The organism is Enterobacter sp. PL_is514, from assembly GCF_055816715.1.
The window spans coordinates 139,872-155,187 of the sequence record NZ_JBVPGN010000026.1 but is presented as its reverse complement, the minus strand read 5'-3'; the positions used below and the strand labels follow the sequence as shown (position 1 = coordinate 155,187).

At 57.3% G+C, this 15,316-nt stretch carries 16 protein-coding genes; 7 read left to right on the top strand and 9 right to left on the bottom strand.

Features of this window, described 5'->3' with window-relative positions:
- The first annotated feature begins 1 nt into the window (after window position 1).
- Both nlpD and rpoS read left to right on the top strand, forming a co-directional pair.
- Window positions 2–1,126, top strand: a complete 1,125-nt coding sequence (nlpD, locus tag AC0TNG_RS03530) for a murein hydrolase activator NlpD (protein ID WP_407821225.1) — start codon at window positions 2–4, stop codon at window positions 1,124–1,126.
- Window positions 1,127–1,185: 59 nt separating this feature from the next.
- Window positions 1,186–2,178, top strand: coding sequence for an RNA polymerase sigma factor RpoS (rpoS, locus tag AC0TNG_RS03525; protein ID WP_008499600.1), 993 nt, complete (start codon window positions 1,186–1,188; stop codon window positions 2,176–2,178).
- 52 nt (window positions 2,179–2,230) lie between these two features.
- Here rpoS and AC0TNG_RS03520 read toward each other — a convergent pair whose 3' ends face one another.
- Window positions 2,231–2,611, bottom strand: coding sequence for a DUF4440 domain-containing protein (locus AC0TNG_RS03520; RefSeq protein WP_024909252.1), 381 nt, complete (start codon window positions 2,609–2,611; stop codon window positions 2,231–2,233).
- Window positions 2,608–3,810, bottom strand: coding sequence for an MFS transporter (locus AC0TNG_RS03515; RefSeq protein ID WP_370884429.1), 1,203 nt, complete (start codon window positions 3,808–3,810; stop codon window positions 2,608–2,610). Before AC0TNG_RS03515 ends, AC0TNG_RS03520 begins: the two co-directional genes overlap by 4 nt.
- A gap of 108 nt (window positions 3,811–3,918) precedes the next feature.
- Between AC0TNG_RS03515 and AC0TNG_RS03510 the strand changes: the two genes are divergently transcribed.
- The gene (locus AC0TNG_RS03510; RefSeq protein WP_208763928.1) at window positions 3,919–4,806 is read left to right on the top strand and encodes a LysR family transcriptional regulator; all 888 of its coding nucleotides are present in this window, start codon (window positions 3,919–3,921) and stop codon (window positions 4,804–4,806) included.
- On the opposite strand, the gene AC0TNG_RS03505 is transcribed toward AC0TNG_RS03510, so the two are convergent.
- The gene (locus AC0TNG_RS03505) at window positions 4,803–5,210 is read right to left on the bottom strand and encodes a MarR family winged helix-turn-helix transcriptional regulator (protein ID WP_024909249.1); all 408 of its coding nucleotides are present in this window, start codon (window positions 5,208–5,210) and stop codon (window positions 4,803–4,805) included. The genes AC0TNG_RS03510 and AC0TNG_RS03505 overlap by 4 nt on opposite strands.
- A 171-nt stretch (window positions 5,211–5,381) precedes the next feature.
- Here AC0TNG_RS03505 and AC0TNG_RS03500 point away from each other — a divergent pair, with 171 nt between their 5' ends.
- From AC0TNG_RS03500 to AC0TNG_RS03490, 3 genes are read left to right on the top strand one after another with little or no spacing between them, the layout of a single operon-like run.
- Entirely contained in the window at window positions 5,382–5,984 is a 603-nt protein-coding gene (locus AC0TNG_RS03500) for a non-oxidative hydroxyarylic acid decarboxylases subunit B (protein WP_024909248.1), read from the top strand.
- Window positions 5,974–7,401, top strand: coding sequence for a non-oxidative hydroxyarylic acid decarboxylases subunit C (locus AC0TNG_RS03495; protein ID WP_473702231.1), 1,428 nt, complete (start codon window positions 5,974–5,976; stop codon window positions 7,399–7,401). Before AC0TNG_RS03500 ends, AC0TNG_RS03495 begins: the two co-directional genes overlap by 11 nt.
- A 10-nt stretch (window positions 7,402–7,411) precedes the next feature.
- Complete coding sequence (locus AC0TNG_RS03490) at window positions 7,412–7,633, top strand: non-oxidative hydroxyarylic acid decarboxylases subunit D (protein ID WP_003862116.1); 222 nt, start codon at window positions 7,412–7,414, stop codon at window positions 7,631–7,633.
- 138 nt (window positions 7,634–7,771) lie between these two features.
- On the opposite strand, the gene mutS is transcribed toward AC0TNG_RS03490, so the two are convergent.
- Both mutS and AC0TNG_RS03480 read right to left on the bottom strand, forming a co-directional pair.
- A complete protein-coding gene (mutS, locus tag AC0TNG_RS03485) occupies window positions 7,772–10,333 on the bottom strand; it encodes a DNA mismatch repair protein MutS (protein WP_248272341.1) in 2,562 nt (853 codons plus the stop codon).
- Window positions 10,334–10,446: 113 nt separating this feature from the next.
- Window positions 10,447–10,677: a SymE family type I addiction module toxin gene (locus AC0TNG_RS03480; RefSeq protein ID WP_473702232.1), complete on the bottom strand. Its 231-nt coding sequence runs from the start codon at window positions 10,675–10,677 to the stop codon at window positions 10,447–10,449.
- A gap of 175 nt (window positions 10,678–10,852) precedes the next feature.
- On the opposite strand from AC0TNG_RS03480, the gene AC0TNG_RS03475 reads away from it, so the two are divergent.
- Window positions 10,853–11,197 (top strand): nitrous oxide-stimulated promoter family protein, encoded by a 345-nt coding sequence (locus AC0TNG_RS03475; protein WP_024909244.1) that lies wholly within the window; start codon window positions 10,853–10,855, stop codon window positions 11,195–11,197.
- A 5-nt stretch (window positions 11,198–11,202) separates the two neighbouring features.
- Here the strand turns inward: AC0TNG_RS03475 and AC0TNG_RS03470 are convergent, their stop codons facing one another.
- The 4 genes from AC0TNG_RS03470 to eitA are packed head-to-tail and all read right to left on the bottom strand — an operon-like array spanning window position 11,203 to window position 15,236.
- Complete coding sequence (locus AC0TNG_RS03470; RefSeq protein WP_473702233.1) at window positions 11,203–12,423, bottom strand: MDR family MFS transporter; 1,221 nt, start codon at window positions 12,421–12,423, stop codon at window positions 11,203–11,205.
- A gap of 16 nt (window positions 12,424–12,439) precedes the next feature.
- Window positions 12,440–13,201, bottom strand: a complete 762-nt coding sequence (eitC, locus tag AC0TNG_RS03465) for a siderophore ABC transporter ATP-binding protein EitC (protein ID WP_048993021.1) — start codon at window positions 13,199–13,201, stop codon at window positions 12,440–12,442.
- On the bottom strand, window positions 13,201–14,238 hold the full coding sequence (locus AC0TNG_RS03460) for a FecCD family ABC transporter permease (protein ID WP_048993019.1): 1,038 nt from the start codon (window positions 14,236–14,238) through the stop codon (window positions 13,201–13,203). The genes eitC and AC0TNG_RS03460 overlap by 1 nt, the downstream gene beginning before the upstream one ends.
- Complete coding sequence (gene eitA / locus AC0TNG_RS03455) at window positions 14,238–15,236, bottom strand: siderophore ABC transporter substrate-binding protein EitA (RefSeq protein ID WP_024909240.1); 999 nt, start codon at window positions 15,234–15,236, stop codon at window positions 14,238–14,240. Before eitA ends, AC0TNG_RS03460 begins: the two co-directional genes overlap by 1 nt.
- Window positions 15,237–15,316: the final 80 nt, after the last annotated feature.

Genomic DNA, 15,316 nt, shown 5'->3' with positions numbered 1-15,316 from the left:
AATGAGCGCGGGAAGCCCTAAATTCACCATCAGCCGTGTTGCGGCATTATCACTGGTTTCGCTCTGGCTGGCAGGTTGTACAAGTTCTAACAACGCGCCTGCGCCCGTCAGTTCCGTCGGCGGAAGCAGCGGCTCCGGTAACACGTCCAGCGGAATGTTAATCACGCCGCCACCTAAAATGGGGACGGCTGCGCCGCAGAAAACACCACAAATTCAGCCTGTGCAACATCCTGTTACACAGCCAATGCAGGTTCAGCCAGTTGAACAACCTGTTCAGACCCAAAATGGCCGCATAGTCTATAACCGCCAGTATGGGAACATTCCGAAAGGCAGCTACACCGGTGGCAGCACCTATACCGTGAAACGCGGCGATACGCTGTTCTACATTGCGTGGATCACCGGGAACGATTTCCGTGACCTCGCGCAGCGCAATAACGTCCAGGCCCCATACGGTCTGGAAGTCGGGCAAACGCTCCAGGTGGGTAACGCGACGGGCACGCCGCTGACCCCTGGCAACACCGTTTCAGCGGCCGATGTGACGGCGCAGAATAACAGCGTTAAGCCTGCACAAAAATCCACCACGGTGGTTGCTTCACAACCTGTAATTACGTATTCTGAGGATTCAGGTGATCAGACTGCTAACAAAATGTTGCCGAATAATAAAGGGACTGCGACTGCTGTCACAGCACCGGTTACGGCACCTGTGGTTAGCTCTACTGAACCGACTGCCAGCAGTATGACCTCCAGTTCGCCGATTTCTGCATGGCGCTGGCCGACTGACGGCAAGGTTATCGAAAACTTCTCTTCCTCCGAAGGGGGAAATAAAGGGATCGATATCGCAGGGAGTAAAGGACAGGCTATCATCGCGACCGCAGATGGACGCGTTGTGTATGCCGGCAATGCTCTGCGCGGTTACGGTAATCTTATTATCATCAAACATAACGATGATTACCTGAGTGCCTACGCCCATAACGACACAATGCTGGTCCGGGAACAACAAGAAGTTAAGGCGGGGCAAAAAATCGCTACCATGGGTAGCACCGGAACCAGTTCTACACGCTTGCATTTTGAAATTCGTTACAAGGGGAAATCCGTAAACCCGCTGCAGTACTTGCCGCAGCGATAATTTGACGGGGCATGCCAGCCAGGGTGTCTCGTTCAGGGATCACGGGTAGGAGCCACCTTATGAGTCAGAATACGCTGAAAGTTCATGATTTAAATGAAGACGCGGAATTTGATGAGAACGGAGTAGAGGCTTTTGACGAAAAAGCCTTAGTAGAAGAGGAACCCAGTGATAACGATTTGGCTGAAGAAGAGCTGTTATCGCAGGGTGCCACACAGCGTGTACTGGACGCGACTCAGCTTTACCTTGGGGAGATTGGTTACTCCCCACTGCTAACGGCCGAAGAAGAAGTCTATTTCGCACGTCGTGCTTTGCGTGGTGATGTGGCCTCGCGTCGTCGCATGATTGAAAGTAACCTGCGACTGGTCGTGAAAATTGCCCGCCGTTACGGCAATCGTGGTCTGGCTCTGCTGGATCTGATTGAAGAGGGCAACCTGGGTCTCATCCGCGCAGTTGAGAAGTTTGACCCGGAACGCGGGTTCCGTTTCTCAACCTACGCGACCTGGTGGATTCGTCAGACCATCGAACGGGCTATTATGAACCAGACCCGTACGATCCGCCTGCCGATTCACATCGTCAAAGAGTTGAACGTTTATCTGCGCACCGCGCGCGAGTTGTCCCATAAACTGGACCACGAGCCAAGCGCAGAAGAAATTGCCGAACAACTCGATAAACCGGTTGATGACGTAAGCCGTATGCTGCGTCTCAACGAGCGCATTACCTCCGTTGACACCCCGCTGGGTGGCGACTCCGAAAAAGCGCTGCTGGACATCCTGGCCGATGAAAAAGACAACGGCCCGGAAGACACCACGCAGGACGATGACATGAAGCAGAGCATCGTCAAATGGCTGTTCGAACTGAACGCCAAACAGCGTGAAGTGCTGGCACGTCGTTTCGGTTTACTGGGGTATGAAGCTGCGACACTGGAAGACGTCGGCCGCGAAATTGGCCTGACCCGTGAACGTGTTCGTCAGATTCAGGTTGAAGGTCTACGCCGCCTGCGTGAAATCCTGCAGGGGCAAGGTCTGAATATCGAAGCGCTGTTCCGCGAATAAGCAACCTTTCGTCAAAAAAGGCCCGTCGTGAGACGGGCCTTTTTCTTTTGTGTTACGGTTGCGTCGCCGTCTCGTGCAGCAGACGCCACACTATCCGATCGCCTTCCTGATTGAGCACCGCGGTTGACCAGCGCACGTTAACGGGCTGGTCCGGCCGGGTTTGCGTCTCCCGGTAATGGAGTACCGCGCCGTGAGGCCATGCCTGGCGCGTTGTTAATTCATCAATGACGATCTTCAGTCCGGGACGGCTTCCGCGCTGTTTTTCCAGAAAGCTGACAAGGCCGTCATAGTCGATATGAACGCCGCCCGGCGGGATCATCAGAAAATCGGGACGAAAACGGGCGTGCAGGGCGTCGGAATCACCTTCACCTTTGCCTAACCAGTCTTCAAGCGCAATGTGGAGGTCGATAATGTCGTGTTCGAAAGGCGTCATGAATTCTCCTGTCGCAGCTGGGTGAGCACCTGCGAATTGTTAAGACGAAAAACATACAGTACAGGCAGCAAGGTCATGCCTGCTGCAAAAATAAACATCCCGTGCCAGGCGGCGAGCGGTGGCATCCACGCCTGAGCCAGGTTCAGCACTTGGGCAAGCAGCAGGGCACCGGCAAAAAAGCTCAGCTGACGATTGAGATTCCACAGCGCGCTGGCATCGGGCATCTCTTCCCGGCGCGTTGTCAGAAACGCGCTGCTCTGAGCCGTACTGCTGCACAGGCTTCCTCCCGCGCCCATCAGGGTAAACGCAACGGCAGGCAGCAGCGTAGCCGAACTGATGTTAATCAATAGCAGGATACCCGTGGCCTGCAACAGGCAGCCGATGACGATCAGCGGCCGGGGACCGATACGGTTAAAATAACGTCCCGTTGCCGTGATGGCGATAAACGATGCCACGGACCACGGCAGCATGAGCATCCCCGTTGCGGCTGGGCTCATGTTCGCCACGTGCTGAAGATAAAACATGCCCGTGACGTTCACCCCAATAAATACGCCAGGAACGCATAAATAGACAAGCATGGAAAAACGTAAAAGTGGGTCCGCGAGCAACGACAGGTTTAACAGTCTGGCCGCTTTCATCGTGGGTTTTTCGTGTTTAAGCCACAGGCAGGCCAGAGCAAAGGTCACGATAGCGACCGGTAGCGTAGCGAAAAAGATCCATCGCCAGCCCAGCGTCTGCACCAGCACGCCGCCGACAGCCGGGGAGCAGGCCGGGGCAAGCAGCGCGACCAGCATCACCGCCGAGGAGAGTCTGGCACGCTCGTGAGGGTTATATTGTTGCCAGGTCAGCGCCTGTCCGACGGGGATCAGTAAGCCTCCTCCCACGCCCTGAAGCACTCGCCAGGCGATCAGACTTTCAAGCGTTGCAGACAGGCCCGCCGCTGCGGAGGCTGCGCTAAACAGAAAAAGTGAGAGCAGGATGACGCGCTTGGGCCCGATGCGGCGCGTGAGCACGCTGCTAAACGGGATCACCAGCGTCAGGCCGGCAATGTACCCGTTACTAACCCAGGTAAGGGCCGAAGGCGTGGCGTTAAAGGCGTGAGCCATTGCCGGGAACGCGACGCTGGCAATGAACATGTTGATCAAATCAAGAAAAAAGCCCAGCAGATAAACAACGGCGACTTTGCTGCGATACGTCATGGTGGATCCTCCGGTGAGGTGGCGTATCGTATCGGCTCGGTAATCACGGATAAACCTGACAAAACGCGATATACTGTCAAAAATATTTTGACAGTAAAGGGCGTGATGATGATTAACCTGCAGCGGACGCAGATGTTTGTCGCGGTGGCCGACACCGGCAGTTTTACGGCGGCCGCCGAGGCGATGGGGCTGACAAAAGCGGTCGTCAGCTTCAATATTCGCCAGCTTGAAGATGAGCTGGGCGTTACGCTGCTGCTGCGCTCCACCCGTCGACTGACGTTAACCGAGGCGGGCGCGCTTTTTCATCAACGCAGCGTGGCGCTTCTGAAGGATGCCGAACGGCTGCAGGATGATGTCCGTGCGAATCATGCGGGGCTTACTGGCGAACTGCGGATCACCACTACGCCCGAGTATGGCTCACAGGTGGTGGTGCCGCTGCTGGCCAGGTTTAGCCAGCAGCACCCGGATCTTCGCGTACGACATGCTTCGTCGTCCCTGCACGCCGACCTTATCTCGGAGCGCTTTGACGTGGCCATCCGGCTGGGAACGCTTGCCGATTCGCGCAACCACGCCGCGCTGATTTCGCACTTTTCTATTCTCCCTGTGGCGACGCCCGGGTGGCTCGTTAACCATCCGATAGAAACGCTTGCGCAGCTGGCGCAAGCCGACTGGATCATCCACGAGCGCCTGGCCTCGCCGCTGCGCTGGCAGGTGAGAGATGCCAGCGGTGCGCCTGAAATACTGGAGATAAAACAAGCGCCGCGCCTGTTTGCCGACAGCGCTCAGGCCCTTATGGCTTTTGCGCTCGCAGGCGGTGGGGTGGCGTTACTGCCGGAATGGCTGGTACGCGGTGCGCTTGATGCGGGAAAACTGGCCCCGGTATTACCGGAATATACCTTTGCGCGGCAGGGTATCTATGCGGTGTATCCTGATGCCCGGCATGTGTCAGCGAAAGTGCGCACCTTTATCGATTTTATGCGCACCAGCGTGAATTAATCGTGCATCATCTTTTTGATGAGCGCCGAGAACTGCTCCCGTTCGGCCTTGCTTAGACGGCCTAAAAAGGCCTCATCAACTTCATTGCCTACCGGCTTGCAGTCTGCAAGCAGGGCTTCCCCTTCTGGCGTCAGGAAGACAAAGCGACGGCGCTTATCCGCAGGGTCGTGCTCGCGTTTGACCAGACCACGCGCCTCCATGCGGCTGAGCATCTCCGCCAGGGTCGCTTTCGTGCTGACCGCGACTTCAGTCAATGCCACCTGTTCAATGCCTGGATGCTCGGCAATGGAGCGCATCACCGCATACTGTGGCTTGGTCAGTTCCGGCAAGGCATGTTGCCACTGCGCGGTATGCTGTTGAAAAAGCTGACGTAACAGGTGGAACGCCTCTTGTCTTAGTTCCATGAACACTCCGACGGAAAAAATCTCCCCCTATGATAGCCGCTATTGCTCTCAATTTTAACGCGGCATTTTTTAGCCATTCGTGTGATCGTATGCGAACGATCTTGTCAGCAAAACAATCCTGGAGTAGCTTATTTATAATGTTCGTGTACGAACAAATTATTGAGGTGATGAATGAGATTGATAGTAGGAATGACGGGAGCAACGGGCGCGCCGCTGGGTGTGGCTTTATTGCAGGCACTGCGTGACATGCCGGAGGTGGAAACCCATCTGGTGATGTCTAAGTGGGCAAAAACCACCATTGAGCTGGAAACGCCTTACACCGCGCAGGACGTCGCTGCGCTGGCTGACGTTGTCCACAGCCCGGCTGACCAGGCCGCCACTATCTCTTCCGGCTCGTTTCGCACCGACGGCATGATCGTCATTCCCTGCAGCATGAAAACGCTGGCGGGCATCCGCGCTGGCTATGCCGAAGGGCTGGTGGGACGTGCGGCGGATGTGGTGTTGAAAGAGGGGCGCAAGCTAGTGCTGGTTCCCCGTGAAACGCCGCTCAGCACCATTCATCTTGAGAACATGCTTGCGCTCTCCCGCATGGGCGTGGCGATGGTGCCGCCTATGCCTGCGTATTACAACCACCCGCAGACCGCCGATGACATTACCCAGCATATTGTGACCCGCGTGCTCGACCAGTTCGGTCTGGAGCATAAAAAGGCGCGACGCTGGAACGGGCTGCGGGAGGCGAAACATTTTTCACAGGAGAATAAAGATGGCATTTGATGATTTGAGAAGCTTCCTCCAGGCGCTCGATGAGCAAGGGCAACTGCTGAAAATTGAGGAAGAGGTAAACGCCGAGCCCGATCTGGCAGCGGCAGCCAACGCGACCGGCCGCATTGGCGACGGCGCGCCCGCGCTGTGGTTCGACAACATTCGTGGCTTTACCGATGCCCGCGTGGTGATGAACACCATCGGCTCCTGGCAGAACCACGCCATTTCGATGGGGCTGCCGGCGAACACTCCGGTAAAAAAACAGATCGACGAGTTTATCCGCCGCTGGGATAAATTCCCGATAGCGCCAGAGCGCCGCGCCAATCCGGCCTGGGCGCAGAATACGGTGGACGGTGAAGACATTAACCTGTTCGATATTCTGCCGCTGTTCCGTCTGAACGACGGCGACGGGGGTTTCTATCTCGATAAAGCGTGCGTCGTCTCGCGCGATCCGCTTGACCCGGATCACTTCGGCAAGCAGAACGTCGGCATCTATCGCATGGAAGTGAAGGGTAAGCGCAAGCTCGGCCTGCAGCCGGTACCGATGCACGATATCGCTCTGCATCTGCACAAAGCCGAAGAGCGCGGCGAAGACCTGCCGATTGCCATTACCCTCGGCAACGATCCGATCATTACCCTGATGGGCGCGACGCCGCTGAAATACGATCAGTCAGAGTATGAAATGGCCGGCGCGCTGCGTGAAAGCCCATATCCGATTGCCACCGCGCCGCTGACCGGCTTCGACGTGCCGTGGGGTTCTGAAGTGATCCTGGAAGGGGTGATTGAGGGCCGCAAGCGTGAAATCGAAGGGCCTTTCGGCGAGTTTACCGGGCACTACTCCGGTGGCCGTAACATGACGGTTGTCCGTATCGACAAAGTCTCTTACCGCACCAAACCGATTTTCGAATCCCTTTACCTTGGCATGCCGTGGACCGAGATCGACTATCTGATGGGACCGGCTACCTGCGTGCCGCTCTACCAGCAGCTGAAAGCAGAATTCCCGGAAGTGCAGGCGGTTAACGCGATGTACACCCACGGTCTGCTGGCGATTATCTCCACCAAAAAACGCTACGGCGGTTTTGCCCGCGCGGTCGGTTTACGTGCCATGACCACGCCGCACGGTCTGGGCTACGTGAAGATGGTGATCATGGTGGATGAGGATGTCGACCCGTTCAACCTCCCGCAGGTGATGTGGGCGCTGTCATCGAAGGTCAACCCGGCAGGCGATCTGATGCAGCTGCCGAACATGTCGGTGCTGGAACTGGATCCTGGATCCAGCCCGGCGGGCATTACCGACAAACTGATTATCGATGCCACCACGCCTGTCGCGCCGGATACCCGGGGCCACTATAGCCAGCCGGTACAGGATCTCCCCGAAACCAAAGCCTGGGCTGAAAAACTGACCGCGATGCTGGCTGCACGCCAATAAGGAGGAAAAGATGATTTGTCCACGTTGTGCCGATGAGCATATTGAAGTGATGGCGACGTCGCCGGTAAAAGGGGTCTGGACCGTTTATCAGTGCCAGCATTGTTTGTATACCTGGCGCGACACTGAACCGTTGCGTCGTACCAGCCGCGAACATTACCCGGAAGCGTTCCGCATGACGCAGAAGGATATCGATGAGGCGCCGCAGGTGCCGACAATCCCGCCGCTGTTGTAAAAAAAGCCCGGTGGCGCTGCGCTTACCGGGCGATAATATTGTGCGGTCTTTTTCCCGGTGGCGCTGCGCTTACCGGGCCTACGGGTTTGTAGGTCGGGTAAGGCGAAGCCGCCACCCGACAAAACAGACCGCAGAGAACTAAACCAGACTCTTCAACCGATAAATCCACTCCAGCGCCTGACGCGGCGTCAGTGAATCCGGATCGAGGTTTTCCAGCGCTTCCACGGCAGGCGATGTCTCTTCCGCCGGTACCAGCAGCGACATCTGCGTACCATCAATCTGCGTCGCCGCCGCATTCGGTGACAGGCTTTCCAGTTCACGCAGTTTCTGACGCGCGCGCTTGATCACCTCTTTCGGTACACCAGCCAGCGCCGCAACGGCCAGACCATAGCTCTTGCTTGCCGCGCCATCCTGCACCGTGTGCATGAAGGCGATAGTGTCGCCGTGCTCCAGCGCATCAAGGTGGACGTTAGCCACCCCTTCCATTTTCTCCGGCAGCTGCGTCAGCTCGAAGTAGTGGGTGGCGAACAGCGTCATGGCCTTGATTTTGTTCGCGAGGCTTTCCGCACAGGCCCATGCCAGCGACAGACCGTCATAGGTTGAGGTTCCGCGTCCGACTTCGTCCATCAGCACCAGGCTGTGCTCCGTCGCGTTATGCAGAATATTAGCCGTTTCAGTCATCTCGACCATGAAGGTAGAGCGACCACTCGCCAGATCGTCCGCAGCCCCGACGCGGGTAAAGATGCGGTCGATGGGGCCAATCTCCACGTTTTGCGCCGGGACGTAGCTGCCGATATACGCAAGCAGCGCAATCAGCGCCGTCTGCCGCATATAGGTACTCTTACCGCCCATGTTCGGACCGGTAATGATCAGCATTCTTCTCTGTGGTGACAGGCTCAGCGGGTTGGCGATGAACGGTTCATTCAGCACCTGCTCTACCACAGGGTGACGACCTTCAGTGATACGAATGCCAGGCTTGTCGGTAAAGGTCGGGCAGGAGTAGTTCAGCGTTTCCGCGCGTTCTGCCAGGTTCACCAGCACGTCCAGTTCCGCCAGCGCGCTGGCGCTCAGCTGCAGGTCTGCCAGGTGCGGCATCAGCATGTCGAACAGCTCGTCATAAAGCTGTTTTTCCAGCGCCAGCGCTTTACCTTTCGAGGTGAGGACTTTGTCTTCGTACTCTTTCAGTTCAGGAATGATGTAGCGTTCGGCGTTTTTCAACGTCTGGCGACGCACGTAGTGAATCGGCGCCAGATGGCTCTGCCCGCGGCTGATCTGAATATAGTAGCCGTGTACCGCGTTATAACCCACTTTCAGGGTGTCGAGCCCAAGACGTTCGCGCTCGCGGATTTCCAGCTTGTCGAGGTAGTCCGTCGCACCGTCGGCCAGCGCGCGCCATTCGTCCAGCTCCTCGTTGTAGCCAGGGGCAATCACGCCGCCATCACGCACCAGAACCGGAGGCGCATCGATAATGGCGCGCTCCAGCAGTTCGCGTAGCTCGGTAAATTCGCCCATGGTTTCGCGGAGTTTCTGTACCGGCGCGCTGTCAACATCGCTCAGCTGCGCACGGAGTTCCGGCAGCTGCTGGAAAGCATGACGCATCCGCGCGAGGTCGCGCGGTCGTGCCGTGCGCAGTGCCAGACGAGCAAGGATACGCTCCAGATCGCCCACCTGGCGCAGGACCGGCTGCAGCTCGGTATAGCGATCCTGCAGCGCAGCAATCGTCTGCTGACGGCAAACCAGCGTATCGGTATCGCGAATCGGCATATGCAGCCAGCGTTTCAGCATGCGGCTGCCCATTGGCGTTACCGTACTGTCGAGGACCGACGCGAGCGTGTTTTCTACGCCACCCGCCAGGTTCTGCGTGATCTCCAGATTACGGCGCGTGGCGGCATCCATGATGATGCTGTCCTGCTGGCGCTCCATGGTGATAGAGCGGATATGCGGCAGGGAGGTGCGCTGGGTATCTTTCACGTACTGCAGGAGACACCCTGCCGCACACAGCCCGCGCGGGGCATTTTCAACGCCAAAGCCAATCAGGTCGCGGGTGCCAAACTGAAGATTCAGCTGCTGGCGCGCGGTATCAATTTCGAATTCCCACAGCGGACGACGACGCAACCCACGACGACCTTCAATCAGCGCCATTTCGGCGAAATCTTCGGCATAGAGCAATTCTGCCGGGTTGGTGCGCTGCAGTTCGGCTGCCATCGTTTCACGGTCGGCCGGTTCACTCAGACGAAAACGTCCGGAGCTGATATCCAGCGTCGCGTAGCCAAAGCCTTTACCGTCCTGCCACAGCGCTGCCAGCAGGTTATCCTGGCGCTCCTGTAACAGGGCTTCATCACTGATGGTGCCAGGCGTGACGATGCGCACGACTTTGCGTTCCACCGGGCCTTTTGAGGTCGCCGGATCGCCGATCTGTTCGCAGATGGCGACGGACTCACCCTGATTCACCAGTTTCGCCAGGTAGTTTTCTACCGCGTGGTGCGGGATACCTGCCATCGGGATGGGTTCACCTGCCGATGCGCCACGTTTGGTCAACGAGATGTCGAGCAGCTGCGATGCACGCTTAGCATCGTCATAAAACAGCTCGTAAAAATCACCCATACGGTAAAACAGCAGGATTTCCGGATGCTGTGCCTTCAGCTTCAGATACTGCTGCATCATCGGCGTATGTGCGTCGAAATTGTCGATTGTGCTCATGGAGTTATGATGTCCATTTCTTTGAATATAAACCGTTTTGATCGGCTCAGTGGCCGTTTGTTCCTTCTATTGTCGCATGAAAAAAAGGTCCGGCGCAGAAAAATGTCGTGGCTTTACGAGCCGTCTTCCGACATTAATTCAATGACAATTTTTCCATGCTCCACGTCCACTCTGACTCTGGAATGGGTCGTAAACCCCGCCTTTTCAAGCCAGTCACCTTTTAAGCTCAGCGCCGCATGTACGCTGTAACGCTTTGGTATCTTGGTATTGCGGTCTTCATGGCGCTTTCTAAAATATCCCACTTTTAAATGGCGATAGGGTTTGCCGATCGCGAGCTCTTGCATAGGGTCTCCAGACAACACGGACAAAGGTCATTTCTGATGCCTGTATAAAATACCAGTAATTATCGGTCGGTGCAGGGTGAAAACTGGAATCAGGCTTCAGGAAACGAAATGCAACCGCTGAAATACAGTGCTTAAAAGTGTATTATTAATGCACTTTATTATTCGGTAGGCCCTTATGTCCGGTAAACGCATCTCACGAGAAAAAGAGACCATCGCGAAAATGATCGCGTTGTATGAAAAGCAGTGTCCGCAGGCATCTCAGGAGGAAGGGCATTATCAGGCGCTCAACGCGTATGCCGATAAGCGCCTGGATAAGTGCGTTTTCGGTGAGGACAAGCCTGCCTGCAAGCAGTGTCCGGTACACTGCTACCAGCCTGCCAGACGTGAAGAGATGAAGCAGGTTATGCGCTGGGCAGGTCCGCGTATGTTATGGCGTCATCCTATCCTGACCGTTCGTCATCTGATTGATGATCGTCGTCCCGTACCGGAACTGCCGGAGAAGTACCGTCCGAAAAAGTGATCGGTTCAGCGTCTCAGCGGGCGGCAAATCACGTTCAGGGCCAGCGCGCTGCAGAGTGGGAAAAGGGCCAGCAGCAGCCAGGGATACATTGCCTGCGTTGAGGGCACCAGCGCGCGATCCAGCAGGCTGCCAAACAACAGATTTCCTGCCAGTACCGCAATGCCCCCGGCGGTGGCGAGTGCCCCGTAGTGCGCGCCAAGCGTGGACTCCTCCGCAAACCGAGGGATCAGATCTTTCGCCGATGGCACCAGCAGCATCTGTCCCAGCGTCAACAGCGTCACAAAGCAGACGGAAGGCAGTAAGCGCAGCCAGCCTTCCGGCGGCGTCATCGGGGCAAACATCGCCACGCTCGCGAAGGCGGCTGAAAGCAGCAAAAAGCCTACCGGCAGGAGCCTCACCGCGCCCACGCGCCGGGCGAAACGCGCCAGCGGCAGCTGTAATGCAACGATCAGCAACGAGGCCAGCATAAAAAGCGGGCCGAGATCTTTCTCGTTACCGCCAGAGCGTTGGATCTCCACCGGCAGCGCCAGATAGAGCTGGTTATAGCTTAACAGCCACGAGCTGTAGGCAATGATAAAGGCGACAAAGCGCGGCTGGCGGAACGTCGTCCACCAGGGAACGAGCTTCAGCGTCCGGGGGGCGTGGCGTGACGCGGGCAGGCAAAAGTAGAGAACCACCAGCGCAACGATAAAGACCCCTGCGCCCGCCAGCGCCACCTGGCGAAAGCCCAGGCCGGTGAGCAGGGCACCGGCAACCGGGCCCAGTACCGCACCGAGTTCCCCGCAGACCGCAAATAGCGCGAACCACTCCGCCCGACTTCGTTTTCCTTTCGCCTCGCTGTGCGTGCCCGCTTTCGCCAGCAATGCCTCAATAGACGGAGAAAACAGCGCGCCGCCCACGCCTGTCAGACACGCGCCCAGAATAATCGGCCACAGCGAGCCTCCAAACGCCAGCAGCAGATAGCCCGCAACGCGAATCATGCACCCGCTCAGGATAACGACTTTCGCGCCAAACCTGTCCGAGAGCGCACCACCGACGATAAACATCCCCTGCTGAGAGAACGTGCGCAGGCCGAGGATCAGCCCGATCAGCCCGCCGGAGAGCAGCATATCGTCGCGCAGGAATATCGCCAGGAAGGGGACAACGGCGTAAAAGCCAATGTTAAAAACAAACTGGCTACCCAGTAAGACGGGCGGCCAGAGCGTGGTGGCAGGGCGAAGGGGCATCGTTTTTCACTCGCCCCTAAACGATAAAGTGGATGTGCTTTTTGCCATGGAACGGCGAGATCTCGATTTTGGTTTTGACCCGGAAGACGTCCCAGAGCAACGACTCGGATAAGATATCCTGCGGTGTCCCCGTCGCCACAATTTGCCCTTTCTGCATCACAATCAGCGAGTCGCAGAACATCGAGGCATGGTTGAGATCGTGGATAGCGACGATGCTGGTGACCGGTAATTCGCTGATCAACTGCATCAGATGCATCTGATGATGGATGTCCAGGTGGTTGGTCGGTTCATCCAGCAGGATTTCCGTCGGAGTCTGGGCCAGCGCGCGGGCAATGTGGACGCGCTGGCGCTCGCCGCCGGAGAGGCTCAGCCAGCCCTGGTCACTTTTATCCAGCATATCCACGCGCTGCAGAGCGGCGGTGACGGTCTCGTCATCGTGGTTGCTCCAGTTGGAAAAGGCGGAGTGGTGTGGAATACGCCCAAGTTTCACCACGTCGCGCACGCGCATATTGGCGTCCGTCATGCCGTGCTGCTCCACGAAGGCGACCCGGCGGGCAAGCTGTTTTTTGGCGATGCGGGAGATGTCCTGCCCGTCCAGGGTAACGCAGCCAGCATCCGGGCGACGCAACCCCGCGAGGATCCGTAAAAGAGACGATTTCCCGCAGCCGTTAGGGCCAAGCAGTCCTACCGTTTCGCCCCGTGACACCTTCAGCGAGACGTCATTAACGATGACCTTTTTGCCGACCTTCCAGGTAATATTTTCCGCGCAGATGCTCATCACTTATTCCTTGAACGGTAGATAATCACGGCAAAGAAGGGGACGCCCACCAGCGCGGTGACCACCCCGACGGGCAGGCTTTGCGGCGCAATCAGCATGCGCGAGGCAATGTCTGCCAGCACCATCAGGATCGCCCCTGCCAGCGCGCTGGCAATCAGCAGCGTGCGGTGCAGCGGCCCGAACAGGAAGCGCATCACGTGCGGCACCACCAGCCCGACAAAGCCGATTGACCCCGCCATGCTGACGATGGTCGCGGTAATCAGCGCGGTAGTGGTAAAGAGCGTCAGGCGCACCCACGGGACGGCAATACCTAAAGAGGCGGCGGCGTCATCACCGAACGTGAAGGCATCCAGCGCCCGGGAATAGTAGAGGCAAACGGCTAATCCAATCAGTACCACGACCAGCGCCAGCTGGAATTCAGGCCAGCGTACGCCGCTGAAGCTGCCCAGCAGCCAGAACATCACGTCGCGCGCCTGCTGGGCGCTGGCGGAGGTGCTGATGGTGTAGGCGGTAATGGCGTTGAAAAGCTGCGAGGCGGCGACCCCTGCCAGAATGGTCCGTTCATTCCCGCCGCGCGCGCCGTTCGTCAGAAACGCGACAAACGCAAACGCGGCGAACGCCCCGGCAAAGGCACCGGCAGAGAGGGAGACCGCACCGGTGCCGATCCCCAATACGACGACAGAAACCGCCCCGGTCGACGCGCCCGCGGACACGCCGAGCACGTAGGGTTCCGCCAGCGCGTTCTTCAGCAGGCTCTGCAATACGGCACCGCAGATGGCCAGCCCCGCGCCGCAGCAGGCCGCCACCAGCGCGCGGCTCAGGCGAAAGTCCCAGATGACGCTCTCATAGATGCGAGTGAGCGGAACCTCGGTAAGCCCCATTTTATTGCTGATGGCGTAAAACACGTTATCCAGCGGGATGGACAGCTCGCCGACGCTGACGCTCAGGGCGATCACCAGAAATAACAGTACCAGGGCGAGCAAAGCCGAGGTCGTCAGAACCAGGCTCTGCCGGGCCTGAAGAACGGCGGATGTCATCAGTTCAGCCCCAGCTTTCTGAGCTGTTCGCCGACCTGCTCAGCCCCGTAAATCGTGCGGATCGTCGGATTCATCGCCTGGCCGTCCATCACCACGATGTGGCCTTTTTTTACCGCGTCCAGCTGGCTGACCGCCGGATCGCTCTTCAGGAATTTGATTTTCTCTTGTGCGTTATCCAGCGCCCAGCGGTTGCGGTCCAGGCTGGAGACCACAATCACATCCGGATTGGCGGCAATAATGCTCTCCCAACCCACGGTCGGCCATTCGGTCTCGGAGGTGATGGCGTTATGCCCGCCCAGCACGTCAGCGATGAACCCTGAGGCGCTGTTTTTACCGCCGACGTAGGCGTCCGCAGAAGGGGATGAGCTGGAGAACCAGAAGACAAACGACAGGTCTTTTTTGTTCTTGCCGAATTCCTTACGCAGGTCGGCCTCGCGCTTTTTGAAATCGGCAATCACGGCCTGGCCGCGATCTTCAACGTTGAAAATTTTAGCGAAATCCTCAATCTCTTTATAGAGATAGGTCATATCCCACAGCTTCTGGCGGCTGCCGTACATATCGCCGGCGGCCTTTTTGGTCGCGCACATGCCCGGTGATAAATAGCTGTTCACGCCGACAGTGGCCAGATCTTCACGCTTTGCGACCTTACTCTCCGGCCCAAGCAGCAGAGGAAGCTGGGCAGGAACAAAATCAGGGTTTTGCGAAAGGATGGATTCCAGCGTCGGGATTTCTACCGTCAGCGTTTTGATTTTTGCGTTCTGTTCCGCCAACTGCGGCAGCACTTTGGTCGGCCAGAAGGCGCTGGCCTTCACCTTATCTTCCAGCCCCAGCAGGAGCAAAATTTCGACGGTATTCTGGCCCAGGGCCACGACGCGTTCCGGCGCTTTGGTGAATGTTTCTTTATAGCCACAGTTTTCAATGGTCAGAGGATATGTGGTTGCCAGAGCAGAACTGACCGACGCAACCGCCAGGCCTAACGCGCAGATGACCTTCTTCATGAAACGCTACCCTTGATTAATATTATTATTGATGCAAATGAAACTCATTATTAAGGCGGAATTTTATACAGAGGAAACGA

Bases quoted from the DNA above. Each gene is read 5' to 3' on its own strand.
- nlpD (WP_407821225.1), top strand. From the start codon at position 2: ATGAGCGCGGGAAGCCCTAAATTCACCATCAGCCGTGTTGCGGCATTA.
- rpoS (WP_008499600.1), top strand. From the start codon at position 1,186: ATGAGTCAGAATACGCTGAAAGTTCATGATTTAAATGAAGACGCGGAA.
- AC0TNG_RS03520 (WP_024909252.1), bottom strand. From the start codon at position 2,611: ATGACGCCTTTCGAACACGACATTATCGACCTCCACATTGCGCTTGAA.
- AC0TNG_RS03515 (WP_370884429.1), bottom strand. From the start codon at position 3,810: ATGACGTATCGCAGCAAAGTCGCCGTTGTTTATCTGCTGGGCTTTTTT.
- AC0TNG_RS03510 (WP_208763928.1), top strand. From the start codon at position 3,919: ATGATTAACCTGCAGCGGACGCAGATGTTTGTCGCGGTGGCCGACACC.
- AC0TNG_RS03505 (WP_024909249.1), bottom strand. From the start codon at position 5,210: ATGGAACTAAGACAAGAGGCGTTCCACCTGTTACGTCAGCTTTTTCAA.
- AC0TNG_RS03500 (WP_024909248.1), top strand. From the start codon at position 5,382: ATGAGATTGATAGTAGGAATGACGGGAGCAACGGGCGCGCCGCTGGGT.
- AC0TNG_RS03495 (WP_473702231.1), top strand. From the start codon at position 5,974: ATGGCATTTGATGATTTGAGAAGCTTCCTCCAGGCGCTCGATGAGCAA.
- AC0TNG_RS03490 (WP_003862116.1), top strand. From the start codon at position 7,412: ATGATTTGTCCACGTTGTGCCGATGAGCATATTGAAGTGATGGCGACG.
- mutS (WP_248272341.1), bottom strand. From the start codon at position 10,333: ATGAGCACAATCGACAATTTCGACGCACATACGCCGATGATGCAGCAG.
- AC0TNG_RS03480 (WP_473702232.1), bottom strand. From the start codon at position 10,677: ATGCAAGAGCTCGCGATCGGCAAACCCTATCGCCATTTAAAAGTGGGA.
- AC0TNG_RS03475 (WP_024909244.1), top strand. From the start codon at position 10,853: ATGTCCGGTAAACGCATCTCACGAGAAAAAGAGACCATCGCGAAAATG.
- AC0TNG_RS03470 (WP_473702233.1), bottom strand. From the start codon at position 12,423: ATGCCCCTTCGCCCTGCCACCACGCTCTGGCCGCCCGTCTTACTGGGT.
- eitC (WP_048993021.1), bottom strand. From the start codon at position 13,201: ATGAGCATCTGCGCGGAAAATATTACCTGGAAGGTCGGCAAAAAGGTC.
- AC0TNG_RS03460 (WP_048993019.1), bottom strand. From the start codon at position 14,238: ATGACATCCGCCGTTCTTCAGGCCCGGCAGAGCCTGGTTCTGACGACC.
- eitA (WP_024909240.1), bottom strand. From the start codon at position 15,236: ATGAAGAAGGTCATCTGCGCGTTAGGCCTGGCGGTTGCGTCGGTCAGT.